Annotated in this window: 20 protein-coding genes and 7 tRNA genes; 21 read left to right on the top strand and 6 right to left on the bottom strand. The window is 65.3% G+C overall.

From position 1 onward, the window contains the following. From cyoB to BCEP18194_RS16940, 9 genes are all read left to right on the top strand, one after another. A complete protein-coding gene (gene cyoB / locus BCEP18194_RS16980; protein WP_011352506.1) occupies positions 1-2,007 on the top strand; it encodes a cytochrome o ubiquinol oxidase subunit I in 2,007 nt (668 codons plus the stop codon). Beyond that, on the top strand, positions 2,007-2,615 hold the full coding sequence (gene cyoC, locus BCEP18194_RS16975) for a cytochrome o ubiquinol oxidase subunit III (protein WP_011352505.1): 609 nt from the start codon (positions 2,007-2,009) through the stop codon (positions 2,613-2,615). The genes cyoB and cyoC overlap by 1 nt, the downstream gene beginning before the upstream one ends. Next, positions 2,616-2,948: a cytochrome o ubiquinol oxidase subunit IV gene (gene cyoD, locus BCEP18194_RS16970; RefSeq protein WP_011352504.1), complete on the top strand. Its 333-nt coding sequence runs from the start codon at positions 2,616-2,618 to the stop codon at positions 2,946-2,948. A 385-nt stretch (positions 2,949-3,333) separates the two neighbouring features. Further along, complete coding sequence (locus BCEP18194_RS16965) at positions 3,334-3,702, top strand: hypothetical protein (protein ID WP_011352503.1); 369 nt, start codon at positions 3,334-3,336, stop codon at positions 3,700-3,702. 139 nt (positions 3,703-3,841) lie between these two features. Beyond that, positions 3,842-5,713, top strand: a complete 1,872-nt coding sequence (locus BCEP18194_RS16960; protein WP_011352502.1) for an extracellular solute-binding protein — start codon at positions 3,842-3,844, stop codon at positions 5,711-5,713. A 52-nt stretch (positions 5,714-5,765) separates the two neighbouring features. After that, positions 5,766-6,809 (top strand): microcin C ABC transporter permease YejB, encoded by a 1,044-nt coding sequence (locus BCEP18194_RS16955; RefSeq protein WP_011352501.1) that lies wholly within the window; start codon positions 5,766-5,768, stop codon positions 6,807-6,809. Positions 6,810-6,857: 48 nt separating this feature from the next. Continuing rightward, positions 6,858-7,955: an ABC transporter permease gene (locus BCEP18194_RS16950; RefSeq protein ID WP_011352500.1), complete on the top strand. Its 1,098-nt coding sequence runs from the start codon at positions 6,858-6,860 to the stop codon at positions 7,953-7,955. Beyond that, a complete protein-coding gene (locus tag BCEP18194_RS16945; RefSeq protein ID WP_011352499.1) occupies positions 7,952-9,574 on the top strand; it encodes an ABC transporter ATP-binding protein in 1,623 nt (540 codons plus the stop codon). The genes BCEP18194_RS16950 and BCEP18194_RS16945 overlap by 4 nt, the downstream gene beginning before the upstream one ends. Before the next feature lie 128 nt (positions 9,575-9,702). Then, the gene (locus BCEP18194_RS16940) at positions 9,703-10,377 is read left to right on the top strand and encodes a C40 family peptidase (protein ID WP_011352498.1); all 675 of its coding nucleotides are present in this window, start codon (positions 9,703-9,705) and stop codon (positions 10,375-10,377) included. Between the two features lie 148 nt (positions 10,378-10,525). On the opposite strand, the gene BCEP18194_RS16935 is transcribed toward BCEP18194_RS16940, so the two are convergent. After that, positions 10,526-11,452: a patatin-like phospholipase family protein gene (locus BCEP18194_RS16935; RefSeq protein WP_011352497.1), complete on the bottom strand. Its 927-nt coding sequence runs from the start codon at positions 11,450-11,452 to the stop codon at positions 10,526-10,528. 280 nt (positions 11,453-11,732) lie between these two features. On the opposite strand from BCEP18194_RS16935, the gene gltX reads away from it, so the two are divergent. The 9 genes from gltX (at position 11,733) to BCEP18194_RS16890 (ending at position 15,121) form a co-directional block, all read left to right on the top strand. Then, positions 11,733-13,142 carry a glutamate--tRNA ligase gene (gene gltX, locus BCEP18194_RS16930; RefSeq protein ID WP_041492884.1) on the top strand — a complete coding sequence of 470 codons (1,410 nt, stop codon included), beginning with the start codon at positions 11,733-11,735 and terminating at the stop codon, positions 13,140-13,142. Between the two features lie 128 nt (positions 13,143-13,270). Beyond that, positions 13,271-13,346, top strand: a tRNA-Ala gene (locus BCEP18194_RS16925). Between the two features lie 138 nt (positions 13,347-13,484). After that, positions 13,485-13,560, top strand: a tRNA-Glu gene (locus tag BCEP18194_RS16920). Positions 13,561-13,639: 79 nt separating this feature from the next. Beyond that, positions 13,640-13,716 (top strand) — tRNA-Asp (locus BCEP18194_RS16915). Between the two features lie 63 nt (positions 13,717-13,779). Next, positions 13,780-13,855: transfer RNA gene (locus BCEP18194_RS16910), tRNA-Glu, on the top strand. A gap of 78 nt (positions 13,856-13,933) precedes the next feature. Further along, positions 13,934-14,010, top strand: a tRNA-Asp gene (locus BCEP18194_RS16905). 66 nt (positions 14,011-14,076) lie between these two features. Then, positions 14,077-14,152 (top strand) — tRNA-Glu (locus BCEP18194_RS16900). 73 nt (positions 14,153-14,225) lie between these two features. Next, positions 14,226-14,302, top strand: a tRNA-Asp gene (locus BCEP18194_RS16895). A gap of 354 nt (positions 14,303-14,656) precedes the next feature. Continuing rightward, positions 14,657-15,121 carry a GNAT family N-acetyltransferase gene (locus BCEP18194_RS16890; RefSeq protein WP_011352495.1) on the top strand — a complete coding sequence of 155 codons (465 nt, stop codon included), beginning with the start codon at positions 14,657-14,659 and terminating at the stop codon, positions 15,119-15,121. A gap of 26 nt (positions 15,122-15,147) precedes the next feature. Here the strand turns inward: BCEP18194_RS16890 and BCEP18194_RS16885 are convergent, their stop codons facing one another. After that, positions 15,148-16,023: an AraC family transcriptional regulator gene (locus tag BCEP18194_RS16885; protein WP_041493097.1), complete on the bottom strand. Its 876-nt coding sequence runs from the start codon at positions 16,021-16,023 to the stop codon at positions 15,148-15,150. 258 nt (positions 16,024-16,281) lie between these two features. On the opposite strand from BCEP18194_RS16885, the gene BCEP18194_RS16880 reads away from it, so the two are divergent. Next, on the top strand, positions 16,282-16,695 hold the full coding sequence (locus BCEP18194_RS16880) for a gamma-glutamylcyclotransferase family protein (protein ID WP_011352493.1): 414 nt from the start codon (positions 16,282-16,284) through the stop codon (positions 16,693-16,695). A gap of 135 nt (positions 16,696-16,830) precedes the next feature. Here the strand turns inward: BCEP18194_RS16880 and aceB are convergent, their stop codons facing one another. Both aceB and BCEP18194_RS16870 read right to left on the bottom strand, forming a co-directional pair. Then, a complete protein-coding gene (gene aceB / locus BCEP18194_RS16875; RefSeq protein WP_011352492.1) occupies positions 16,831-18,423 on the bottom strand; it encodes a malate synthase A in 1,593 nt (530 codons plus the stop codon). 67 nt (positions 18,424-18,490) lie between these two features. Next, complete coding sequence (locus BCEP18194_RS16870; RefSeq protein ID WP_011352491.1) at positions 18,491-19,252, bottom strand: haloacid dehalogenase type II; 762 nt, start codon at positions 19,250-19,252, stop codon at positions 18,491-18,493. A gap of 154 nt (positions 19,253-19,406) precedes the next feature. Between BCEP18194_RS16870 and BCEP18194_RS16865 the strand changes: the two genes are divergently transcribed. Both BCEP18194_RS16865 and BCEP18194_RS16860 read left to right on the top strand, forming a co-directional pair. After that, positions 19,407-20,312 carry a LysR family transcriptional regulator gene (locus BCEP18194_RS16865; protein ID WP_041492883.1) on the top strand — a complete coding sequence of 302 codons (906 nt, stop codon included), beginning with the start codon at positions 19,407-19,409 and terminating at the stop codon, positions 20,310-20,312. A gap of 159 nt (positions 20,313-20,471) precedes the next feature. Beyond that, positions 20,472-20,906 carry a universal stress protein gene (locus BCEP18194_RS16860; protein WP_011352489.1) on the top strand — a complete coding sequence of 145 codons (435 nt, stop codon included), beginning with the start codon at positions 20,472-20,474 and terminating at the stop codon, positions 20,904-20,906. Between the two features lie 199 nt (positions 20,907-21,105). On the opposite strand, the gene aceA is transcribed toward BCEP18194_RS16860, so the two are convergent. Both aceA and BCEP18194_RS16850 read right to left on the bottom strand, forming a co-directional pair. After that, entirely contained in the window at positions 21,106-22,413 is a 1,308-nt protein-coding gene (aceA, locus tag BCEP18194_RS16855) for an isocitrate lyase (RefSeq protein ID WP_011352488.1), read from the bottom strand. Positions 22,414-22,826: 413 nt separating this feature from the next. Continuing rightward, entirely contained in the window at positions 22,827-24,377 is a 1,551-nt protein-coding gene (locus BCEP18194_RS16850; protein ID WP_011352487.1) for a DEAD/DEAH box helicase, read from the bottom strand. Between the last annotated feature and the right edge of the window lie 341 nt (positions 24,378-24,718).

The following is a 24,718-nucleotide window of genomic DNA, read 5'->3' as shown; positions in this document are numbered from 1 at the left end:
ATGTTCGGCAAACTCACACTCTCGGCGATCCCGTTCGATCAGCCCATCATCATGGGGGCCGGTGCCTTCATGGGGCTGATCGTGCTGGGCATTCTCGCCGCGCTGACGATCACCGGCCGGTGGAAATGGCTGTGGACGCAATGGCTGACCACGGTCGACCACAAGAAACTCGGCGTGATGTACATCATCGTCGCGCTGATCATGCTGCTGCGCGGCTTCGCGGACGCGATCATGATGCGCATGCAGCTCGCGCTCTCGTACAACGGGCCCGGCTACCTGCCGCCGCACCACTATGACCAGGTATTCACGGCACACGGCGTGATCATGATCTTCTTCATGGCGATGGTGTTCATGGTCGGCCTGATGAACCTGATCGTGCCGCTGCAGATCGGTGCGCGCGACGTCGCATTCCCGTTCATCAACTCGCTGTCGTTCTGGATGACGGCGGTCAGCGCGATCCTGATCAACGTTTCGCTCGTGATCGGCGAATTCGCGCAGACGGGCTGGCTCGCGTATCCGCCGCTGTCGGAGCTGCAGTTCAGTCCAGGGGTAGGGGTCGACTACTACCTGTGGGCGCTGCAGATCTCGGGCGTCGGCACGCTGCTGACCGGCGTGAACTTCTTCGTGACGATCATCAAGATGCGCGCGCCGGGCATGACGCTGATGAAGATGCCGGTGTTCACGTGGACCGCGCTCTGCACTAACGTGCTGATCATGGCGTCGTTCCCGATCCTGACCGCGACGCTCGCGCTGCTCGGCCTCGACCGTTACCTCGGCATGCACTTCTTCACGAACGAAGCCGGCGGCAACGCGATGCTGTACCTGAACCTGATCTGGGCATGGGGTCACCCGGAGGTGTACATCCTGATCCTGCCGGCGTTCGGCATTTTCTCGGAAGTCATCTCGACGTTCGCGAAGAAGCCGCTGTTCGGCTACAAGACGATGGTGTACGCGACCTGCGCGATCATGGTGCTGTCGTTCCTCGTGTGGCTGCATCACTTCTTCACGATGGGCTCGGGTGCGAACGTGAACGCGTTCTTCGGCATCATGACGATGATCATCGCGATCCCGACGGGCGTGAAGGTGTTCAACTGGCTGTTCACGATGTATCGCGGCCGGATCGAATTCACGACGCCCGTGCTGTGGACGATCGGCTTCATGGTCACGTTCACGCTCGGCGGCATGACCGGCGTGATGATGGCGATTCCGGGTGCGGACTTCGTGCTGCACAACAGCCTGTTCCTGATTGCGCACTTTCACAACGTGATCATCGGCGGCGTGCTGTTCGGCTATCTCGCGGGCTTCAACTACTGGTTCCCGAAGGCGTTCGGCTTCAAGCTGAACGAGAAGCTCGGCAAGGCGGCGTTCTGGTTCTGGCAGATCGGTTTCTACGTTGCATTCGTACCGCTCTACGTGCTCGGCTTCATGGGCATGACGCGCCGGATCAACCATTACGACAACCCGGCCTGGCATCCGTGGCTGCTGGTCGCCGCATTCGGCGCCGTGCTGATCGCGATCGGCATTGCATGCCAGCTGCTGCAACTGGTGGTCAGCATCCGCAACCGCAACCTGCCCGAGTACCGCGACACGACGGGCGATCCGTGGGGTGGCCGCACGCTGGAATGGGCGACCTCGTCGCCGCCGGCCGACTACAACTTCGCGGTGATCCCGCAAGTGCGCACGCTCGACGCGTATGCGGACATGAAGGCACGCGGTGAAGGCCGGCCGAATCCGGCAGCGATTCGCGACATCCACATGCCGTCGAATACCTGCGCGGGCCTCGTGGTTGCGATCTTCAGCCTGGTGCTCGGCTTCGCGCTGGTGTGGCACATCTGGTGGATGGCGATCGGCGGGCTCGTCGGAATCGTCGCGACGCTCGTGATCTACAGCTCGCGCGATAACGACGGGTATTACATCCCCGCGTCGACGGTGCGGAAGATCGAAGACAAGCAGCCGACGCAGCGCGTGGCCGCGCGCGTCGACGACGTGGAACTGGAGGCCAACTGATGTTGCAGAAAACCTTGAGCGCAACCCTGCTCGAGCACGACGACCATCCGCCGTCGCATTCGGTGTTCGGGTTCTGGCTGTACCTGATGACCGACTGCGTGATCTTTGCGGCGCTGTTCGCGACGTTCGCGGTGCTCGGCCAGCAGCATGCGGGCGGGCCGACCGCGAAAGACCTGTTCGACATTCCGGGCGTCGCGGTGGAAACCGCCGCGCTGCTGCTGTCGAGCATCACGTACGGTTTCGCGATGCTCGCTGCGTACAAGCAGCGGCGCGGCGCGCTGCTCGCGTGGCTCGCGGTGACGTTCGTGCTCGGCGCGGCGTTTCTCGTGATGGAACTGCGCGAGTTCTCGCACCTGATCGCGGAGGGCGCAGGCCCGCAGCGCAGCGCGTTCCTGTCGGCGTTCTTCACGCTGGTCGGCACGCACGGGCTGCACGTGACGGCCGGGCTGCTGTGGATGATCGTGCTCGCCGGGCAGATCGTGTTCCGCGGCGGCGACCTGACCGATCGCGACCTGCGACGCCTGACGTGCCTGAGCCTCTTCTGGCACTTCCTCGACATCGTGTGGATCTGCGTGTTTTCCTTTGTCTATCTCGCGAGCGTGATCTAAATGGCCCATTCGCATTCGTCTCAACTCGAAGAAGGGCACGGCAGTGTCGGCGGCTACGTCGCCGGTTTCATCCTGTCGGTGCTGCTCACAGCCGCGTCGTTCGGCCTCGTGATGGGCGGCGTGCTGTCGCCGCATGCGTCGCTGATTGCGCTTGCCGTGCTCGCGTTCGTGCAGATCGTCGTGCACCTCGTGTACTTCCTGCACATGAACGGCTCGTCGGGCCAGCGCTGGAACGTGATGGCGTTCAGCTACACGGTGCTGACCGCGGCGATCCTGATCGTCGGCACGCTGTGGGTGATGCACAACGTCAGCATGAACATGATGTCGCGCTGAGCGGCATTGCGGCGCGGAGCGCCAACCGGAAAAGCGGCACGCGAGTGCCGCTTTTTTTTTCGTCCGCAGGACGGGCACGGTCAGGGCGCGCGGCGCACGCAGGCGGGGGGGAATACCGGCGAGCGAAAGGGGGATGGGGTGCTACACACGCAGTATGATTCGGCGCTTGGTGCATGTCGCCGTTCCGGATGCGGACGATGGGTAAGGGCGCAGGCGTGGGCAGAAAGATGCCGGCATGCCGCATTCAGGCCGTCGATTGTTACAAGACGTTAGCGCAAGCTTCCCGTTGCGATGCCGCGCATCAGTTCTTACAAAGTGGAAATATGCGGGACCGGCGCTTGCCGTTATAGTCGAATCACACATGACACAACCAGAAGAGGAATCCATGAAGACCTTGCGTGTTGCCTCGCTCTTGACCGGTATGACGGCCTTGCTCGTGTCGGGCGCAGCAATGGCGGGAGTCAATGTCGGGATCAATCTCGGCGTTCCGGCGCCGGTATACGTCGCGCCCGCACCCGTGTATGCGCCGCCGCCTCCGCCGCCGGTCGTCTATCAGCCTGCGCCGGTCTACGCGCCGGCCCCTGTCTACGCACCGGGACCGACCATCGTGATCGGCTGGCATGGCGATCGCTACTGGGACGGCCGTCGCTACTGGGGCCGTGACGAGTGGTACCGCCATCACGGCCGCGGCTGGGGCGGCGATCGTGGCGATCGTGGCCACTGGGACAACGGCCGCCACAACGGCTGGCACTGATCGGCAGGGCGCCCCCCTGATGCGCGCCCCCGATCCGCTCGTGAAGAAACCGCCCGCGTGGCGGTTTTCTTTTGGCTCGCCGGCTTGAGTGGGTAGAATCGTCCCTCGTTACTACCCTCATTCGACCGACAAGGCCTCTATGACGAAGGGTTCGCCCCGGGCCGCCGGCACGCGTGTCCGCCGTGCCGTACGGGCCGCCGGCCGCACGGCAGCAGTGTTCGTGCTGCAGGCGGTGCTGGCCGCGACCGCTGCGCATGCGGTCTACGCCATTGCGCAGTACGGCGAGCCGAAGTATCCGCCGGGCTTCAAGCATTTCGACTACGTCAACCCCGACGCGCCGAAGGGCGGCACGCTGGTGCTCGCGAACCCGAACCGGCTGACGTCGTTCGACAAGTTCAACCCGTTCACGATGCGCGGCAATCCCGCGCCGGGCATCGACATGCTGTTCGAGAGCCTCGCGACCGGCAGTTCGGACGAGCCGGCATCCGCATACGGGCTGCTTGCCGACGACATCGACATCGCGCCGGACCGCCGCTCGGTCACGTTCCACCTGAATCCGCGCGCGCGCTTCTCGAATGGCGACCGCGTCACCGCCGACGACGTCAAGTTCTCGTTCGACACGCTGAAGAGCAAGCAGGCCGCGCCGCAGTTCGGCGCGTATTTCGCGGAGCTCGCGAAGGCCGTGGTCGTCGACCCGGCCACCGTGCGCTTCGAGTTCCGCAGCGCGAACCGCGAACTGCCGCTGATCGCCGGCGGCGTGCCGGTGTTTTCCCGCAAGTGGGGATTGCGCGCGGACGGCTCGCGCATCCCGTTCGACCAGCTCGCGTTCGAGCAGCCGATCGGCAGCGGCCCGTACCTGATCGACCATTACGACAACGGCCGGACGATCACTTACCGGCGTAACCCGGCGTACTGGGGCGCCGACCTGCCGGTGCGGGTGGGCACCAACAACTTCGAGCGGATCGTCTACAAGCTGTATGGCGACGGCGTCGCGCGGCTCGAGGCGTTCAAAGCCGGCGAATACGACGTGCTCGTCGAGTACATCGCGCGCAACTGGACACGCCGCGACGTCGGCAAGCGTTTCGACAACGGCGAGCTCGTCAAGCGCGAATTCCGCCAGCACAACGGCGCCGGCATGCAGGGCTTCTTCATGAACCTGCGCCGGCCGCTGTTTCGCGACGTGCGCGTGCGTCAGGCGCTCGACCTCGCATTCGACTTCGAATGGCTGAACCGCCAGCTGTTCTACAGCGCCTACACGCGCATGGACAGCTACTTCGCCGACACCGACCTGCAGGCGACCGGCACGCCCGGCCCCGGCGAGCTGAAGCTGCTGGAGCCGCTGCGCGCGCAGCTCGACCCGGCCGTGTTCGGCCCGATGGTCACGCAGCCGAACACGAACCCGCCGGGCTCGCTGCGCGCGAACCTGCTGAAGGCGCGCGCACTGCTCGCGCAGGCCGGCTGGACCTATCGCGACGGCGCGCTGCGCAATGAGAAGGGCGAGCCGTTTACGTTCGAGATCCTCGACGATTCGGGCGCGGCGATGGAAGGGATCGTGGCTGCGTACCAGCGCAATCTGGCGAAGCTCGGCATCGACGCACGTTTTCGCACGGCCGATTACGCGCTCCTGCAAAAGCGTCTCGACGCGTTCGACTACGACATGACGACGATCCGTTTGCCGGGCGTGCAGGTGCCGGGTGCCGAGCAATACTCGCGTTATGCGAGCAAGTTCGCCGACGAGCCGGGCTCCGACAACTTCATCGGACTGAAGTCGCCGGCCGTCGACGCATTGCTGCACGCACTCGGCACCGCGCAGACGCGCGACGACCTGCTCGATGCGACGCACGCGCTCGACCGCGTGCTGATGCACGGCTACTACGCAGTCCCGCAGTGGTACAGCACGACGCACCGGGTCGCGTACAAGCGCACGCTTGCCTATCCGCAGACGCTGCCGCTGTACTATTCGGCCGAGGGCTGGGTCGTGTCGACCTGGTGGGCGAAGCCCGATCACTGAGCCACGCCGCCCCTACGTCCAACCCCGCCTACCGAACGCGAGTCGACGCCCTATGTGGAGCTACATCCTCAAACGCCTGCTGCTGATGATCCCGACGCTCATCGGCGTGCTGACCCTCACGTTCGCGGTGATCCAGTTCGTGCCGGGCGGCCCCGTCGAACAGGCCGTGCAGGAATTGCGCAAGGGCGCGACGGAGCAGGGCGCGGTGCCGTTCGGGATGCGTGCGCACACCGGCGTCGACGCGCAGCAGCTCGCGCAGCTCAAGGCGCTGTACGGTTTCGACAAACCGCCGCTCGAACGCTACTGGCTGATGCTGAAGCGCTTCGCGCGCTTCGATCTCGGCGACAGTTACTTCCGCCACCAGAGCGTGTGGTCGCTGGTCGTGCAGAAGCTGCCCGTGTCGATCAGCATCGGGCTGTGGACGTTCTTCCTCACGTACCTGATATCGGTGCCGCTCGGCATCGCGAAGGCGGTGCGCAACGGCTCGCCGTTCGATGTCGCGACGAGCCTCGTCGTGCTCATCGGCTATGCGATTCCGGGCTTCGTGCTCGGTGTGCTGCTGCTCGTGCTGTTCGGCGGCGGCTCGTTCTGGCAGCTGTTCCCGCTGCGCGGGCTCACGTCGGACAACTTCGCGCAGCTGTCGCTCGTCGGCAAGGTGCTCGACTACCTGTGGCATATCGCACTGCCGATCACGGCGTCGGTGGTCGGCAGCTTCGCGGTCATCACGATGCTGACGAAGAATGCGTTCCTCGACCAGATCCGCCGGCAATACGTGCTGACCGCGCGCGCGAAGGGGCTCTCCGAGCGCAGCGTGCTGTGGAAGCACGTGTTCCGCAACGCGATGCTGCCGCTGATCGTCGGCTTCCCGGCTGCGTTCATCGGCGCGTTCTTCACGGGCAGCCTGCTGATCGAGACGCTGTTCTCGCTCGACGGCCTCGGGCTGCTGTCGTATGAATCGGTCGTGCGGCGCGACTATCCGGTCGTGCTCGGCACGCTGTACCTGTTCACGCTGATCGGGCTCGCGACCAAGCTGGTCTCCGATCTCTGCTATGTGTGGGTCGATCCGCGCATTCAATTCGACACCCTGGAGCGCTGACATGAAACCGTCCGTCTGCATGCCCGGCGTCACCGGGCGAGGTGCGCGATGAACCGGGCCGTCGTGTCATCCCGCATCGATGCGGCGCGCGCCCGCGTGTCGCCGTCGCCCGCGCGCCGCGTGTGGCAGCGCTTCAGGCAACAGCGCCTCGGCTACTGGAGCTTCGTGATCTTTTTCGTGGCCTTCGCCGCGAGCGTGGCCGCGCCGCTGTGGTCGAACGACAAGCCGCTCGTCGTGCGTTACGACGGCCAGTACTATTTCCCGCTGTTCCATGCGTATCCGGAGACGACCTTCGGCGGTGACTTCCCGACGCCGGCCGACTACCTCGACCCGTACGTGCGCAAGCGGCTCGAGGCGCCCGGCAACTTCGTCGTCTACCCGCCGAATCGTTACTACTACGACACGCTGAACTACTTCTCGAACGTGCCGAACCCCGCGCCGCCGTCGCGCGCGAACTGGCTCGGCACCGACGCGCAGGGGCGCGACCTGCTGGCGCGGCTCGTGTACGGGTTCCGCGTGTCGGTCGAGTTCGGGCTGATCCTGACCGTGATCGGTACGCTGCTCGGGATTGCCGCGGGCGCCGTGCAGGGCTTCTTCGGCGGGCGCATCGACATCGTCGGGCAGCGGCTGATCGAGATCTGGAGCTCGCTGCCCGAGCTGTACCTGCTGATCATCTTCGCGTCGATCTTCGAGCCGAGCTTCCTGCTGCTGATCGTGCTGCTGTCGCTGTTCGGCTGGATCGGGCTCGCCGACTACGTGCGCGCGGAATTCCTGCGCAACCGCACGCAGGACTACGTGCGTGCGGCGCGCGCGATGGGGCTCACGAACTGGCAGATCATCTGGCGGCATGTGCTGCCGAACAGTCTCACGCCGGTCATCACGTTCCTGCCGTTCCGGATGAGCGGCTCGATCCTCGCGCTCACGAGCCTCGATTTCCTCGGGCTCGGCGTGCCGCCGCCGACCCCGAGCCTCGGCGAGCTGCTTGCGCAGGGCAAGGGCAACCTCGACGCCTGGTGGATCTCGCTGTCGACGTTCGGCGTGCTGGTCGCGACGCTGCTGCTGCTGACCTTCATGGGCGATGCGCTGCGCAATGCGCTCGACACGCGGATCGCCGATTCGGTACGTGCGGCGGGAGGCCAGCGATGAGCGAACCGGTTGTATCGACGCAGCAGGAGCCGCTGCTGGCGCTCGAGCATCTGCATGTGCGCTTCGGCGACACGGTCGCGGTGGACGACGTGACGCTCGCGATCGGCCGCGGCGAGCGTGTCGCGCTGGTCGGCGAGTCGGGTTCGGGCAAGAGCGTGACCGCGCTGTCGATCCTGCGGCTGCTGCGCGATGCCGACGTGAGCGGCACGATCCGCTTCGCGGGGCAGGACCTGGTGGCGAAGAGCGAGCGCGAGATGCGCGGGCTGCGCGGCTCGGACATCGCGATGATCTTCCAGGAGCCGATGACCGCGCTCAACCCGCTGTATACGATCGGCGTGCAGATCGGCGAGACGATCGTGCTGCACGACGGCGTATCGGCGGTCGAGGCGCGCAAGCGCGCGATCGCGTTGCTGGCGCGCACGGGCATCGCGGAGCCGGAGAAGCGGGTCGACAGCTATCCGCACCAGTTGTCGGGCGGTCAGCGCCAGCGCGCGATGATCGCGATGGCACTCGCCTGCCGGCCGCGCCTGCTGCTGGCCGACGAGCCGACCACCGCGCTCGACGTGACGATCCGCGCGCAGATCGTCGATCTGCTGCTGGAACTGCAGCGCGAGGAAGCGGAAAAGCGCGGGATGGCGATCCTGCTGATCACGCACGACCTGAATCTCGTGCGGCACTTCGCGGATCGCGTCGCGGTGATGGAGCATGGCCGGCTCGTCGAGAGCGGGCCCGTCGAGCGGATCTTCGCGGAACCTGAGCATCCGTACACGCAGCGGCTGCTGAACAGCCGGCCGCAACGTGCGGTCACGCCGGTGATGCCGATCGCGCCCGTCGTGCTCGATGCGCACCACGTGAGCGTGCAGTTCGCGCGCAAGCGGCCGGGCATCGCGGGCTGGTTCGGCTCGGTGCCGGTGACGGCCGTCGCGGACGTGTCGGTGTCGGTGCGGCAGGGCGAGACGCTCGGCATCGTCGGCGAATCGGGGTCGGGCAAGTCGACGCTCGCGATGGCGCTGCTCGGCCTGCAGAAGACGGCCGGCGGCACGATCGAATTCCAGGGGCGCGCACTGTCGACCTATCGCGGACGCGAACAAACTGCGCTGCGTTCGAACATGCAGGTTGTCTTTCAGGATCCGTTCAGTTCGCTTTCGCCGCGTCACACGATCGAGCGGATCGTCGGCGAGGGGCTCGAGCTGCATCGCCCGGACATGACGCCCGATGCGCGCCGTACGAAGTCGCTCGCGGTGCTGCGCGAAGTCGGCCTCGACCGCACGGTGCTGCACCGTTATCCACACGAATTCTCGGGCGGGCAGCGCCAGCGGATCGCGATCGCGCGCGCGCTGGTGCTGGAGCCGCGCATCCTGATCCTCGACGAGCCGACGTCCGCGCTCGACGTGTCGATCCAGCAGCAGGTGCTGAAACTGCTCGCGAATTTGCAACAGAAATACAACCTCGGCTATGTCTTCATCAGCCATGACCTGGAGGTGATCGGGGCGATGGCGCACCGCGTCGCGGTGATGCAGGACGGGGCCGTCGTCGAGTCGGGGGAGGTGGCCGACATCTTCACAAGACCGTCACATCCTTACACACAAAAGCTGTTGAAAGCGGTCTGGAAAGCGTGATAGGCCGCCAATGGTCTGACCATCTCGATTGTATTTATTAATTTGTTTTGACAAACGATTACGCGCTGGCTAGTATCGACCGAAATTTTCCGCCAATCAGCTGATTTTTAAGCAAATTCCATCGACCAATGCAGCATCGATCCCTGACCCAGGCATGCGCGCGCACCATCGCCGGGCTGTTCATCGGCGCCCTGTTTGCAGCAGCTCCCGGCGCGTTCGCCGACGAAGTCAGCAGTTTTAACCAAAATGTCACGAATTCGACGCAGAACGCGTCGAATTCCTCCCTCCAGCAGACCAGCGCGCAGCCGTCGAGCGGCGGCGCGAAGTCGTTCCTCGCGGGCATGGCCGGCAAGGCAGGCGACGTGGTCGTCGGCGCGCTGAACATGATCGGCGTGCGCTATCGCTGGGGCGGCAACTCGCCGGATTCGGGCCTCGACTGCAGCGGCTTCGTGCGCTACGTGTTCCAGGACACGCTCGGCATGTCGCTGCCGCGCCGTGCGGAAGAGATGAGCCGCGTCGGCGAGAAGGTGAGCATGAGCAACCTGAAGCCGGGCGACCTCGTGTTCTTCAACACGATGCGCCGTACGTTCTCGCACGTCGGCATCTACATCGGCGACAACAAGTTCGTGCACTCGCCGTCGACGGGCAGCACCATCCGCGTCGACGATCTCGACAGCGGCTACTGGGAAAAGCGTTTCACCGGCGCGCGCCGGCTGGAATCGGAGTTCCCGATGAAGCCGGAAGACCTGCGTCAGCGCGTGCGCGCGACGATCGGCGACGATTCGGCGAACGGCAACAACTGACGTTCGACGGCCAGTCCGGCCGGATCGAAAAAACCCTGTCACCGAAAGGCGGCAGGGTTTTTTGTTTTGGGGCGGTGCAAACGGGGAGTTGACCGTTGCTCCGCCGTTTGCGGGCCGGCGGCACGCGCCGGCCTGCGCCATCGCATGCTTACGCGGCAGTCACGCCACGTGCTGCCGCCAGCTTGCGCTGCAGTTCCGGCATGATGCGCGCGACGGCTTCCTCGCCCGCGAGAATCGCCGCGTTGCGCTGGTTGAAGTCGCTGCCGCCCATCGCGTTGAGGTTCGGGCGGATCACGACGTCCGCATATTTGTCGAGCTCGTAGGTCTTGATCGTCTGGCCCATGATCGTGAAGGTCTGCAGCAGCATCTCGATCGGGTTGTTGGTTGCCGCGCCGTCCGGCCGGGCCGAGATGTCGACCGCGATCACGAAGCTCGCGCCCATCTTGCGCGCGTACGACGCGGGTACCGGGCTCACGAGGCCGCCGTCGACATACTCGCGGTTGCCGATCTTCACCGGCTCGAACACCGACGGCACGCTGCACGACGCGCGCACCGCGAGCCCCGTATTGCCCTGCTGGAACAGGATCGGCTGGCCGTTCTGCAGATCGGTCGCGACGATGCCGAGCGGCTTCGCCATCTTCTCGATCGGCCGGTTGTTGAGTGTCTTGTTCAGGAAGTTCTGCAGCGCGACGCCTTGCAGCAGCCCGCGCGAGCGGAACGGCAGCGCCCAGTCGCTGATCGCCGCCTGATCCATGTCGAGCGCGATCTTGTTGATCTGCAGTGCGCTCATGCCCGACGCATAGAGTGCGCCGACCACCGAGCCCGCGCTCGTGCCTGCGACGATTTCGACCGGGATGCCGCGCGCCTCGAGCGCCTTCAGCACGCCGATGTGCGAGAAGCCGCGCGCGGCGCCGCCGCCGAGCGCGATGCCGATCTTCACGGGCTTTTCGTGCGGCTGCGTGGCGCCGGACGCATTGTCCGGGCGGGATTTGTCGCCGAACGACGTGCAGGCGGCGAGGCTGGCGGACGCGGCGGCGATCGTGAAGTGGCGGCGCGACAGGCGAGGGGACGACATCGAATGGTTCTCCGGCGGCTTGGCGGCGGGTTACACGGCCCGCGGCGGCGATAGGTTCCGAGCGACCGTACGGCAGGTTCCGTATGGCCGGCGCCGCGCCGGCTGGCGGCCGCGGCGCGCACATCATAAAGCAAGCGGCGCGCTTGGCGCGATGTCCGGCGCGAGTATAATTCCGGCTTCTTTCCCGTTCCGGGCGTCGCCGGCCCCGTTGCTGTCCGGGCTGCCGCCGTCGATCCCGCGTCGAATCATTCATGCGCCCCAGGCGTTCGAGTTACCGTTTATGACCCGTCCTGTCCGTACCCGCTTCGCGCCGAGCCCCACCGGCTTCATCCACCTCGGCAACATCCGCTCCGCACTCTATCCGTGGGCGTTCGCCCGCAAGATGAAGGGCACGTTCGTGCTGCGCATCGAGGATACCGACGTCGAGCGCTCGTCGCAGGAAGCAGTCGACGCGATCCTCGATGGGATGCAGTGGCTCGGCCTGGATTTCGACGAAGGCCCGATCTATCAGATGCAGCGGATGGACCGCTATCGCGAGGTGATCGCGCAGATGCTCGAAAAGGGCCTCGCGTACCCGTGCTACATGTCGGCCGAGGAACTCGACGCGCTGCGCGAACGCCAGCGCGAGGCCGGCCTGAAGCCGCGCTATGACGGCACGTGGCGTCCGGAGCCCGGCAAGGTGCTGCCGGAGCCGCCGGCCGGCGTGAAGCCGGTGCTGCGCTTCCGCAATCCGCTGACCGGCACGGTCGTGTGGGACGACGCCGTGAAGGGGCGTGTCGAGATCTCGAATGAAGAGCTCGACGACCTCGTGATCGCGCGCCCGGACGGCACGCCGATCTACAACTTCTGCGTGGTGGTGGACGACATGGACATGGGCATAACGCACGTGATCCGTGGCGATGACCACGTGAACAACACGCCGCGCCAGATCAACATCCTGAATGCGCTCGGCGGCGAGCCGCCCGTCTACGCGCACCTGCCGACCGTGCTGAACGAGCAGGGCGAGAAGATGAGCAAGCGCCATGGCGCGATGAGCGTGATGGCGTACCGCGACGCGGGCTTCCTGCCTGAAGCCGTCGTCAACTATCTCGCGCGCCTCGGCTGGTCGCACGGCGACGCCGAGATCTTCTCGCGCGAGCAGTTCGTCGAATGGTTCGATCTCGAGCATCTCGGCAAGTCGCCCGCGCAGTACGACCACAGCAAGCTGAGCTGGCTGAACGCGCATTACATCAAGGAAGCGGACAACGCGCGCCTCGCCGAGCTGGCGAAGCCGTTCCTCGCCGCCCTCGGCATCGACGATGCGGCGATCGCGACGGGCCCTGCGCTCGAAGCGGTGGTCGGGCTGATGAAGGATCGCGCGACGACGGTCAAGGAGATCGCGGAAGGCGCCACGATGTTCTATCGTGTGCCGGCACCGGAAGCCGATGCGCTTGCACAGCACGTGACCGATGTGGTGCGTCCGGCGCTGGCCGATCTCGTCGCTGCGCTGAAGGCGGCCGACTGGACCAAGGAGGCCGTGTCCGCCGCGCTGAAGGCGACGCTCGGCACGCACAAGCTGAAGATGCCGCAACTCGCGATGCCGGTGCGCCTGCTGGTGGCCGGTACGACGCACACGCCGTCGATCGATGCGGTGCTCGTGCTGTTCGGTCGCGATGTCGTGGTGTCGCGCATCGAGGCCGCGCTGGCCTGAGGTTCGAGGGCGAGCGAAGCTGCCTGTGCGTGACATCGCGGCAGCTTCGCAAAAAATTTCGCTCGAATCGCAAAAAGGGTATTTACAAGTTCAAAGTAGCTCCATATAATCTCATTTCTGTTCTGCAAGGGGGTATAGCTCAGCTGGGAGAGCGCTTGCATGGCATGCAAGAGGTCAGCGGTTCGATCCCGCTTACCTCCACCATCAGAACAAGCTGAGTTGATTTGCGAAGCAGCGGTAGTAATAAATGCTTCACAAAATGATTCAAAGCAGTTAGAATTTCGGCCTTCGCTGTTGATTGAAAAGTGAATAGCGAAAGTCAGACAGATCTGAAAAGATTTTGTCCCCTTCGTCTAGAGGCCTAGGACATCACCCTTTCACGGTGAGTACAGGGGTTCGAATCCCCTAGGGGACGCCAGATTCAGCGGCGTTTCGTAGAAATGTCGCAACGCTTGCAGGAACGTAACCGACGTCCTGCAGGTGGGGGTAAGAAAGCTGGAGCGGTAGTTCAGTCGGTTAGAATACCGGCCTGTCACGCCGGGGGTCGCGGGTTCGAGTCCCGTCCGCTCCGCCAGAACGAAGCCCGTTCAAGACGTTTTTGAGCGGGCTTTTGTATTAAAGATGTAGGCAGTACGTTGTCCCCTTCGTCTAGAGGCCTAGGACATCACCCTTTCACGGTGAGTACAGGGGTTCGAATCCCCTAGGGGACGCCAGATTCAGCGGCGTTTCGTAGAAGTGTCGCAACACGTGCAGGAACGTGACGGTGTCCTGCAGGTGGAAGTAAGAAAGCTGGAGCGGTAGTTCAGTTGGTTAGAATACCGGCCTGTCACGCCGGGGGTCGCGGGTTCGAGCCCCGTCCGCTCCGCCAGAACGAAGCCCGTTCAAAGAACGATTTTTGAACGGGCTTTTGCATTAAGGATGTAAGCAGTACGTTGTCCCCTTCGTCTAGAGGCCTAGGACATCACCCTTTCACGGTGAGTACAGGGGTTCGAATCCCCTAGGGGACGCCAGATTTCGGCGTCGTTCGAACAAACGATGCGCCGGCAGGAAGTAACCGACGCCTGCCAGGCAAGAAGCAAGACTGGAGCGGTAGTTCAGTCGGTTAGAATACCGGCCTGTCACGCCGGGGGTCGCGGGTTCGAGTCCCGTCCGCTCCGCCAGAAAATGAAGAAGCCCGCCTTGTGCGGGCTTTTTCATTTGTATCGTTCGTTGCGCCCGCTTGCGGGCGCGTGACTGCGGAGTGGAGGAAGCCGCCTGCGCGGCTTCCGGCGGGACTCGAAGGGCTGCGCTTGCAAGCGCAGCCGCGGCCTGCGGGATGTAGGCGAGTCCCGTCCGCTCCGCCAGAAAATGAAGAAGCCCGCCTTGCGCGGGCTTTTTCATTTGTATTTCCGGTTGCGCTCGCCGGCGGGCGCGTAACCGCCGGTCATCCGGCGTCGAGCCGCTACGAGAAATCCGCGATTGCATCCGCACGCGACTGCGCTATCGTGGCGGGATGCGTTCTTGACCCCTGCGTGATGCTCGATCCGACCGACCTGCGACTCCTGTATCAGCTCCGGCCCGCGGAAGCCGGCGATTTTCCGTTTGCCGAAGCGCTGACGCACGGCAACATGGGCGGCTATTACAAGCGCCATGGGCTCGTGTGGCGCAGCGACCTGTTTTACGCCAGTTGGCGCGAATCCGAGAACTTCATCCTCGAGGCCGACGGTGAGCGCATCGGCGTGCTGCGTGTGACCGAAGAGGGCGACTCGCTGCACATCCGCGACGTCCAGATCGCGGCCGGCCATCGCGGGCACGGCGCCGGCACCTACATGCTCGACATGTCGCACCGCTGGGCGCGTGCGCGCGGGCTGCATGAACTGCAACTGCGCGTGTTCGTCGACAATCCTGCCGCGCGTCTCTACTTGCGCATGGGCTATCAGGTTGCCGGGTCGCGGCTCGCGCAACTTGGCTCGATCCGCCACATGGTGCGGCCGGTGTGATGACCTGACGATCCGTAGCCGGGCGTTCAGCGGACAGCGTCGATCGTGTCGTCGTCCGGGGTTTCGTCGTCCGCGAGGCTGCCTTCCGGGCCGCGATGCTCGTAGCCGCGCAGCATGAATGCGCGCGGGCTTTCGCCGAAGGCACGCCGGAACATCGCCGAAAAGGCGCTCTGGCTCTGGTAGCCGAGTTCGCGCGCGATATGCGACAGCGGGCGTCCCTGGTTCAGCAGCGGAATGGCCCGCGCCAGCAGCGCCTGTTGGCGCCACTGCGAAAAGCTCACCCCCAGTTCCTGCTTGAAGAGCCGCGAAATCGTGCGTGTGCTCGCGCCGACCTCACTGGCCCAATGCTCGAGCGACTCCGCGTGCGCCGGGTGCGCGAGGACCGCTTCGCACAGCATGCGCAGCCTTTTTTCGTCGGGCATCGGCACGGCGAGCGGCAGCGGTTCGGCGTGGGTCAGCTCGTCGAGCACCAGCCCGCACAGCAGGCGCTCGCGCGGGGTACTCAGGTCGCGCGCGTCGAGTGCGACGATCAGTTCGCGCAGCAGCCCCGTCACTTCGACGACGCGGCACGCGTCGAGCCCCTCCGGCACGATCGACTCATCGATATACAGCGTGCGCAGATACGCCTCTTCGACGATCACGACCTCGTGCGTCACGCGCGGCGGCACCCAGATCGCGCGGGACGGCGGCACCATCCAGGTCGTGCCGGTGGTCGCGACGCGCAGCACGCCGCGCGATGCGTACGCGAGCTGCGCCCACGCATGCGTATGCAGCGGGATGCGATACCCGGTATTGACCTGCCGTGCGCGCACGCGCATCGGATGGACGGCGGTCGGCGCGAATTCGGGCGGAATGTCGATGACGTACGGATTCGGTACGTCGGCTTGGAACGGCGGGTTCATGAACGATTCGGGCAGCGCGGCGGCGATGCCGTTATTGTAGAAGGCGCCGCGAAAGCGCATGCGGCGGTTTGTCGGGCGATCATGCCGCGTTCAAATGAACTTTGTGTGGGCACCAGGCGATTTCGGGACCGCCGCGGGGCCGGGCGCGCGTGCGGGTTCGAACCATCGGGCCGGTATCGTGGTCTATCGATGCGCGGGCGATTTCGCCACGAATCGCGCGCGAGCACGGCAACATACGAATCAAAGAGGAGAACCACGATGCGTTACGTATTCGTCTACGGCACCCTGAGAAACGGGGAGGCCAACGACATCGGCCACGCGGCTGCCAGGCACGGGATCGCCGCGCCGACGCTGCTCGGCGCCGCCGCGTTGCTGGGCGAACTGTACGATTTCGGTACGTATCCGGGAATGATTGCCGGGTCGGCCGGCAAGTCGCTGGTCTGGGGCGACGTCTACGAAGTCGACGACCTGCTCGTTCCCGTGCTCGACGAGATCGAGCGCGTGTATCCGGGCGTCGACTCGCTGTTCAAGCCGGAAGACGTGACCGTCGAGCTCGGCGGCCGGCAGTACGCGTGCCTTTACTATCCGGTCGCCGCGCACGCGATAGCCGGGCATCCGCGCATTGCGTCGGGCGACTGGGTTCAGCACCGGCGCGAGCGGGAAGCCATCTGACCGGTCGCGTGGCAGCCGCGGTATCCGATCCTGCCGCAAATGAAAAAGCGCCCCTCGGGGCGCTTTTTTTGATGCCGTCATCGCATCCGACCGGCGCCGACGCAGGGCCGGCTCCGATCGTAGCGGGCAGCGACGTCAGATTTCCTCGTACAGCGGCAGCGTCAGGAATTCGGTGAAGCCTTCCGACGTCGACATCTGCTCGAAGATCGCCGCGGCGCGCTCGTACGGCTGCGTGTTGCCGCCGACCGAGCGCTTCACGTTGTCCAGCTCGGCCTTCGAGAGTTCACGCACGAGTTCGGCGGTGACCTTGCGGCCGTCGTCGAGCACACCCTTCGGCGAGCGGATCCATTGCCACACCTGCGAGCGGGAGATTTCGGCCGTGGCCGCATCTTCCATCAGGTTGTGGATCGGCACGCAGCCGTTGCCGTCGAGCCATGCGCCGAGGTAGTGGATGCCGACGTTGATGTTGTTGCGCAGGCCGGCTTCGGTGATCGGCGCTTCGGGCTGGAAGTCGAGCAGGTTCTTGCCTTCGACCTGCACGTCGTCGCGCTGCTTCGCGATCTGGTTCGGCTTGTCGCCGAGCACCTTGACGAACTCTTCCATCGCGATCGGCACGAGGCCCGGGTGCGCGACCCAGCCGCCGTCGTAGCCGTCGGTCGCGTCGCGCTGCTTGTCCGAGCGCACGCCGCCCATCGCCTTGTCGTTCGCTTCCGGATCGTTCTTGATCGGGATCAGCGCGCTCATCCCGCCGATCGCCGGCGCGTTGCGCTTGTGGCAGGTCTTCAGCAGCAGCAGCGCATACGCGCGCATGAACGGCACGGTCATCGTGATCTTCGAACGCTCGGCGAGGCAGAAGTCGCGGTCGTTCTTGAACTTCTTGATGGCCGAGAAGATGTAGTCCCAGCGGCCGGCGTTCAGGCCCGAGCTGTGTTCGCGCAGTTCGTACAGGATCTCGTCCATCTCGAACGCGGCGAGGATCGTCTCGATCAGCACCGTCGCGCGGATCGTGCCGCGCGGCACGCCGACGCCTTCCTGCGCGGCGACGAAGATGTCGTTCCACAGGCGTGCCTCGAGATGGCTCTCCATCTTCGGCAGGTAGAAGTACGGGCCCGAGCCGCGCGCGAGCAGTTCCTTCGCGTTGTGGAACAGGAACAGCGCGAAATCGAAAATGCCGCCGGAGACGCGCTGGCCGTCGACCGTCACGTGCTTCTCGTCGAGGTGCCAGCCGCGCGGACGCACGATCAGCGTCGCGACCTTGTCGTTCAGCTGGTACGACTTGCCGTTCTGCTCGAGCGAGATCGTGCGGCGCACCGCGTCCTTCAGGTTGATCTGGCCGTCGATCTGGTTCGTCCAGCTCGGCGCGTTCGAATCCTCGAAGTCCGTCATGTACGAATCCGCGCCCGAGTTCAGCGCGTTGATGATCATCTTGCGCTCGACGGGGCCCGTGATCTCGACACGACGGCATTGCAGGTCGGCCGGCAGCGGCGCGACCTTCCAGTCGCCTTCGCGGATCGCCTTCGTCTCGGCCAGGAAGTCGGGGCGTTCGCCCGCGTCGAGGCGTTTCGTGCGCTCCACGCGCGCCTGCAGCAGCGCCTGGCGGCGCGGCTCGAACGTGCGGTGCAGCGCTGCGACGAGTTCGAGCGCTTCAGGCGTCAGGATTGCTTCGTAACCCGGCTTGATTTCGCCGGTGATCGCCATGCCTTGCGGCAGCGTGATCGGGGTGCTCATGAGTCTCATCTCCTTGGTCGGTCAGTTGCGGTTTCGGTGAAGGGGGAAGGCGGCAGCGCTGCGAACGTCATGCACCCGGGCTGGGGCGCGTGCGGTTTGCGGGTCTGCCGGACGGAGCCGGGGTGGCGAGGAATGCGAGCAGGTCGGCCATGCCGGTGCCGGTGCCGTCGGGCGGCGCGCCGAGTTCTTCGGCGGGCGCGCCCGTGCGGTTGAGCCAGAACGTCGTGTAGCCGAACCAGACGGCGCCGGCGACGTCCCAAGCGTTCGACGACACGAACACGATGCCGCGCCGGTTCGGTCCGAACGCGTCGGTGCCGAGCGCGTAGGCGGCCGGGCTCGGCTTGTACGCGCGCACGGTGTCGGCCGACAGCACGCGATCGAACAGTCCGGACATGCCGGCGCTCTTGATCGCGATGTCCAGCATCTGCGGCGTGCCGTTCGACAGGATGCCGAGCGGCGGGCGCGGGTCGAGCGCGCGCAGCTTGCGCAGCGCGGGCACCGTATCGGGATAGGTGGACAAGCATGCGTATTCGTCCATCAACCGCTTCTCGGCCGCGCTGTTCAGCGCGAGCCCGAGCCGGCGCGCGGCGAACCGCAGCGCATCGAGCGTGATGTCCCGGAACGGGCGATAGCGCGCACCGGCCGGATCGGCGAGCGTGCGCAACTGCGAGTATTCGATTTGCTTGCGTCGCCACAGCTGCGACAACCGTTCCCCGTGACCGGGAAACATCTGCTCCGCCGCGGCCAGGACCGCACGCACGTCAAACAACGTGCCGAATGCGTCGAAGAGGATTGCGTCGGGAGAGGAGAGTGTCGTTGTGGCCGACATAGCCTTGCGCTCCAGTTTCAGAGGTCAGGTGAATTCTATTCGTGATCGTATGTGCTAAAAAAGACGCTAAACATCACTTGATCTTTTACTTTCATATACCTAATCTTGAGCGGTTTAAGCTATTTGAAGGGCGGCAATGCCGCCCCTGCGAGTCATGGACCGGTTCAAGCAGATCGAAACGTTCGCCGCGGTCGCGGCGAAGGGCAGCCTGTCGGCGGCCGCGCACGCGGAAGGCGTCGCACCGGCGATCATCGGCCGCCGCCTCGACGCACTTGAAGAGCGGCTCGGCGTCAAGCTGCTGGTGCGCACGACGCGCAAGCTCACGCTGACGTTCGAGGGCTCGGCGTTCCTGGAGGATTGCCAGCGCGTCATCAACGACATGCAGAACGCGGAGGCGAGCGTGTCCGCCGGCGGCGTCAAGGCGAGCGGCCACCTGCGCATTTCCGCGCCGGCCGGTTTTGGCCGGCGGCACGTTGCACCGCTCGTGCCCGAATTCAGCGTCGGCCATCCGGACGTGTCGGTCACGCTCGACCTGTCCGACCGGATGGTCGACCTCGTCAACGAGGGGTTCGATTGCGCGGTGCGGCTCGGCGAGCTGCCCGACTCGTCGCTCGTGTCGCTGAAGCTCGGCGAGAATCGCCGCGTGTGCGTCGCTTCTCCCGCGTACCTGGCACGGCGCGGCACGCCGGCCACGCTCGCCGAGCTGGCGAGGCACAACTGCCTCGCGCTCGCGGCAAACGCGAACCAGCAACGCGGCTGGGCGTTCCAGGAGGACGACAAGGTCGTGTCGATCCGCGTGAACGGCACGATGGAATGCTCGGACGGCGCGGTGCTGCACGAGTGGTGCCTCGACGGCCACGGGCTCGCATGGCGCTCGTGGTGGGAGGTCGGCGACGACATCGCGGCCGGCCGGCTCGTCAGCGTGCTCGACGCATTCGCGGCCCCGCCGATCGGCATCCATGCGGTGTTTCCGCAACGCCGGCATCTGCCGTTGCGCGTGCGGCTGTTTCTCGATTACCTGAAGCACACCTACGAACAGCCCGGATATTGGGGCGAGTAAGTCGTGCATGCCCGCGCGTTTCCGATATGAGGGCGAACCCGCTGCCGGCGCCGGTTGGGCGGTTTCGCGCACTACACTCGTAGGAGGCATGTCCGACGCGTCGCGGCCGGCTCGGATGGGATCGCGACGTGCGGAGTGCGATTGACGAAGGAGGGCGCGATGTTCCGGCACATCCTCGTTCCAACCGACGGTTCCGAACTGTCGCAGAAGGCGATTGACGGTGCGATCGACCTGGCGCGCGCGGTCGGCGCGCGGGTCACGGCCTATGCGTGCCTGCCGCAGTATCCGTACTCGCCGTTTTCCGAAGTGATCATCGAGCCGCCCGCCGATTTCCGGGCGCGCAGCGAACGCGAGGCGCGCACTCACCTCGACGAGGTCGAATCGGCCGCGAAGGCGGCTGGCGTCGATTGCGATACCTGGACGAGCGTGCATCCGTCGCCGTATCTCGGCATCATCGAGGCGGCCGAACGCGGCGGCTGCGACGTGATCTTCATGGCGTCCCACGGACGCCGCGGGCTCGGCAGCTTGCTGATCGGCAGCGAGACGCAGCGCGTGCTGACCCATACGAAAATTCCGGTGATCGTCTATCGGTAGGGCGGCGCCCTGGAAAAAGGGCGCGCCGGACGGAGCCGGCGCGCGTCGTTGCTGGCGGCCCGCAGGCCGCGCGGCCGGTCGCGCGATCGGTATCGCGCGCCTGCCGTCTCCTCCCTGATTGTTGTCCGGTGGCCGATGCCGCGCCGTCGCGAGGCGGGGCGGGCATCGGCATGACGCGTGGCGCGTCGTGCTGTTCTGCTTACGCGACCTTCTTGCCGTCGAAGAACTGCTCATCTTCGGTCGAGCCGTGCAGCGCGGTCGTCGATGCTTCGCGCTCGACCGTCTGCGTCACGGCGTCGAAGTAGCCGGTGCCGACTTCGCGCTGGTGCTTGACGGCCGTGAAGCCCTTGTCCGCTGCCGCGAATTCGGCCTGCTGCAGTTCGACGAACGCGCTCATCTGCGTGCGGGCATAGCCGTGCGCGAGGTTGAACATCGAGTAGTTCAGCGCATGGAAGCCAGCCAGCGTGATGAACTGGAACTTGTAGCCCATCGCGCCGAGTTCCTTCTGGAACTTCGCGATCGTCGCGTCGTCGAGGTTCTTCTTCCAGTTGAACGACGGCGAGCAGTTGTACGACAGCATCTTGCCCGGGAACTGCTTGTGGATCGCTTCCGCGAATTTCTTCGCGTACTCGAGATCCGGCTTGCCCGTTTCGCACCAGACGAGGTCGGCGTACGGCGCGTACGCGAGACCGCGCGAGATCGCCTGCTCGATGCCCGGCTTCGTGCGGAAGAAGCCTTCGACCGTGCGCTCGCCCGTCAGGAACGGCTTGTCGTTGTCGTCGACGTCGGACGTGATCAGGTCGGCTGCTTCCGCGTCGGTGCGGGCGACCAGCAGGGTCGACGTGCCCATCACGTCGGCCGCGAGACGTGCAGCCGACAGCTTCGCGACCGCTTCACGCGTCGGCACGAGCACCTTGCCGCCCATGTGGCCGCACTTCTTCACCGACGCGAGCTGGTCCTCGAAGTGGACGCCCGATGCGCCGGATTCGATCATCGCCTTCATCAGTTCGAATGCGTTCAGCACGCCGCCGAAACCGGCTTCCGCGTCAGCGACGATCGGTGCGAAGAAATCGACGTAGCCTTCGTCGCCCGGGTTCTTGCCTTCCGACCACTGGATCTGGTCGGCGCGCGTCAGCGTGTTGTTGATGCGCTTCACGACGAGCGGCACCGAGTTTGCCGGGTAGAGCGACTGGTCCGGGTACATTTCGCCCGCGACGTTCGCGTCGCCGGCCACTTGCCAGCCGGACAGGTAGATGGCCTTGAGGCCGGCCTTCACCTGCTGCATCGCCTGGTTGCCGGTCAGTGCACCGAGTGCGTTGACGAACGGCTCGTTGTTGACAAGGCTCCACAGCTTTTCCGCACCGCGCTTGGCGAGCGTGTGCTCGATCGGGATCGAACCACGCAGGCGGACCACGTCCTCAGCTGTGTAGCTGCGCTTGATGCCTTTCCAGCGCGGATCGGATTCCCATTGCTGTTGCAGTTCCTGTGCCTGTTGCTGACGCGACATGATGAGCTCCTTGATGCGGTGCGATGCCTGATGGATTGAATCTGACGGTGGTGACGCTGTTCTCGAAGCCGGGAGCGGTGGATTCCGGTTCGTGAGGTCTTGTATAAGAGTCTAGGCAAATCGACCGGAGCGGGACAGGGGGCTTTCCGGGGAGTGGGGTAAATTTTTAGTTGTTTTAAATCAATATCTTGAAATTGTAATTTCGGGATAAGAAATGCTTTTTCCCATCCCGCAATCGTCCGGGTTGTGCCGCGCAGCATGATTTTTTACGACACAAAAAAATTTTCCGCATCGTGAAATGTGGGGCGGGGCGAAAAAAAACCGGCGCAGATGCGCCGGTTGGCTGGACGGGCAGGGGCGGTTATCCGCGGGTCTGCCCTCCGTGAGCGGCCGTAGTGGCCGCTCGTGCGTGCTTACGACGCGGAATTGCTGCGACGCGGGCCGCCGCTACGTTGGCCGTCGCGACGCGGGCCGCCGTCACGGCTGCCGCCCGGCTTGCCGCTCCAGCCACCGCCATTGCCGCCGCCGTAGCTGCGGCCGTTGCCGTTACCGTTGCCACCATAGCCGCCGCCCGGCTTGCCGCCGAAACGACGACCGCCGTTACCGCCGCCCGGACGGCCGCGGCCGCCGTTGCCGCCGTTGCGCGGGGGCGCCTTGCGCGGCTCGAAACCTTCGATCACGTTGACCGGCAGCGGCGCGCGCACGAAGCGCTCGATGCGCTTGAGCGCGCCTTGCTCGGCGTGGTGCACGAGGCTCACTGCCGTGCCCGAACGGCCCGCACGGCCGGTACGGCCGATACGGTGCACGTAGTCTTCCGCGAACTTCGGCAGGTCGTAGTTGAACACGTGCGTGATGCCCGGGATGTCGATGCCGCGTGCCGCGACGTCGGTGGCCACCAGCACGCGCACACGGCGCTCGCGCAGCGCACGGATCGTGCGGTTACGCGCGCCCTGCGGCAGGTCGCCGTGCAGCGCAGCCGATTCGAAGCCTGCATCGGCAAGACGGCCGGCGAGCTGGTCGGCGTCGATCTTGGTCGCCGTGAAGATGATCGCCTGGTCGAGCGCGTCGTCGCGCAGCAGGTGATCGAGCAGGCGATCCTTGTGGTCGCGGTCGTCGACGTAGTGCACGGTCTGCGCGATGTTCGCGCGCGACTCGAGGCGCTGCTGGATCTCGATGCGTTCCGGATCCTTCAGCAGGCGGCTCGTCAGCGAACCGATCTTGCCGTCGAGCGTGGCCGAGAACAGCATCGTCTGGCGCGACTCGGGCGTGGCGGCGACGATCGTTTCGATGTCGTCGATGAAGCCCATGTCGAGCATGCGGTCGGCTTCGTCCAGCACGAGCATCTTCAGCTCGGACAGGTCGATGCGGCCACGCTCGAGGTGGTCGAGCAGACGGCCCGGTGTGGCGACCAGGATTTCGGGGTTCTTCGCGAGCAGCATCAGCTGCTGGCCGTAGGCGACGCCGCCGAGAATGCTGACCGTGCGCAGGCGCTTCAGGTGCTTGCCGTAGGTCGTTGCGGCCGTGGTGACCTGCATCGCGAGTTCACGGGTCGGCGTCAGCACGAGCAGGCCCGGGCGCGCGACGGGTTGCGGGCGGCGCGCACGGCGGTCGCCCTGGTTCGGTTCACGCGGCGCGCGCGGTTGCTGCGCTTGCGTCTTCTGGAGCTGCGCGAAACGTTCGATCGCGGGCAGCATGAATGCAGCAGTCTTGCCCGAACCGGTCGGGCTCGAGACCAGCAGGTCACGGCCGGCGATGCCGGCCGGAATCGCGCGCTGCTGGACCGGCGTCGGCTTCACATAGCCGGCGGCCTGCAGCGCGGAGACGATCTCCGGCGACAACCCGAGCGACGCGAAGTTCGGCTCGTCCGACGCCGGTTCGACCGCGGCCGGTACGGCGGCGTCGTCGAGACCGAGCGCCTGGTCGGCGATCGCGTTGAGCGGGCTGGAGTTGATGCTCGAAGTCATAACAATCCTTGAAACACAGTGGGTGAAACGTCGGCGCCAATCGCGCATACCCAAGTCGTCGGATTCAGCGAGCAAATCGGGAAACGGGGGTGCAATCCGCCGAACCGTCGGCGGATGAGGCGTTAGAAGCTGTTTTGGGTGCGGCGCGCTTCAGGAGCGGGGCCGCCAGCCTGATAAGTGACGACCGCGAAGGTCGAAGCAGGAGGGGACAGGTTCTAAACCGGATTGGAGCTTAACGCTACGAGGCGTCAGGCCGGAACGGCTTGCGAGCCGAGCGCGGGGGTGACGCAGCCAGCATTATAAAGAGATTTGCTGCGCCGCGCCACTGATTTGATTGCCTA

The organism is Burkholderia lata, from assembly GCF_000012945.1.
In the GTDB taxonomy this organism is placed as follows: Bacteria; Pseudomonadota; Gammaproteobacteria; order Burkholderiales; family Burkholderiaceae; genus Burkholderia; species Burkholderia lata.
This window is presented reverse-complemented; position numbering and strand designations above follow the sequence as displayed.

Excerpts from the sequence above, each read along its gene's own strand:
- cyoD (WP_011352504.1), top strand. The coding sequence starts at position 2,616 with ATGGCCCATTCGCATTCGTCTCAACTCGAAGAAGGGCACGGCAGTGTC.
- cyoC (WP_011352505.1), top strand. The coding sequence starts at position 2,007 with ATGTTGCAGAAAACCTTGAGCGCAACCCTGCTCGAGCACGACGACCAT.
- BCEP18194_RS16950 (WP_011352500.1), top strand. The coding sequence starts at position 6,858 with ATGAACCGGGCCGTCGTGTCATCCCGCATCGATGCGGCGCGCGCCCGC.
- BCEP18194_RS16945 (WP_011352499.1), top strand. The coding sequence starts at position 7,952 with ATGAGCGAACCGGTTGTATCGACGCAGCAGGAGCCGCTGCTGGCGCTC.
- cyoB (WP_011352506.1), top strand. The coding sequence starts at position 1 with ATGTTCGGCAAACTCACACTCTCGGCGATCCCGTTCGATCAGCCCATC.
- BCEP18194_RS16860 (WP_011352489.1), top strand. The coding sequence starts at position 20,472 with ATGTTCCGGCACATCCTCGTTCCAACCGACGGTTCCGAACTGTCGCAG.
- BCEP18194_RS16965 (WP_011352503.1), top strand. The coding sequence starts at position 3,334 with ATGAAGACCTTGCGTGTTGCCTCGCTCTTGACCGGTATGACGGCCTTG.
- BCEP18194_RS16885 (WP_041493097.1), bottom strand. The coding sequence starts at position 16,023 with ATGAACCCGCCGTTCCAAGCCGACGTACCGAATCCGTACGTCATCGAC.
- BCEP18194_RS16870 (WP_011352491.1), bottom strand. The coding sequence starts at position 19,252 with ATGTCGGCCACAACGACACTCTCCTCTCCCGACGCAATCCTCTTCGAC.
- aceA (WP_011352488.1), bottom strand. The coding sequence starts at position 22,413 with ATGTCGCGTCAGCAACAGGCACAGGAACTGCAACAGCAATGGGAATCC.
- BCEP18194_RS16865 (WP_041492883.1), top strand. The coding sequence starts at position 19,407 with ATGGACCGGTTCAAGCAGATCGAAACGTTCGCCGCGGTCGCGGCGAAG.
- BCEP18194_RS16850 (WP_011352487.1), bottom strand. The coding sequence starts at position 24,377 with ATGACTTCGAGCATCAACTCCAGCCCGCTCAACGCGATCGCCGACCAG.
- BCEP18194_RS16940 (WP_011352498.1), top strand. The coding sequence starts at position 9,703 with ATGCAGCATCGATCCCTGACCCAGGCATGCGCGCGCACCATCGCCGGG.
- BCEP18194_RS16955 (WP_011352501.1), top strand. The coding sequence starts at position 5,766 with ATGTGGAGCTACATCCTCAAACGCCTGCTGCTGATGATCCCGACGCTC.
- BCEP18194_RS16935 (WP_011352497.1), bottom strand. The coding sequence starts at position 11,452 with ATGTCGTCCCCTCGCCTGTCGCGCCGCCACTTCACGATCGCCGCCGCG.
- aceB (WP_011352492.1), bottom strand. The coding sequence starts at position 18,423 with ATGAGCACCCCGATCACGCTGCCGCAAGGCATGGCGATCACCGGCGAA.
- BCEP18194_RS16880 (WP_011352493.1), top strand. The coding sequence starts at position 16,282 with ATGCGTTACGTATTCGTCTACGGCACCCTGAGAAACGGGGAGGCCAAC.
- BCEP18194_RS16960 (WP_011352502.1), top strand. The coding sequence starts at position 3,842 with ATGACGAAGGGTTCGCCCCGGGCCGCCGGCACGCGTGTCCGCCGTGCC.
- BCEP18194_RS16890 (WP_011352495.1), top strand. The coding sequence starts at position 14,657 with ATGCTCGATCCGACCGACCTGCGACTCCTGTATCAGCTCCGGCCCGCG.
- gltX (WP_041492884.1), top strand. The coding sequence starts at position 11,733 with ATGACCCGTCCTGTCCGTACCCGCTTCGCGCCGAGCCCCACCGGCTTC.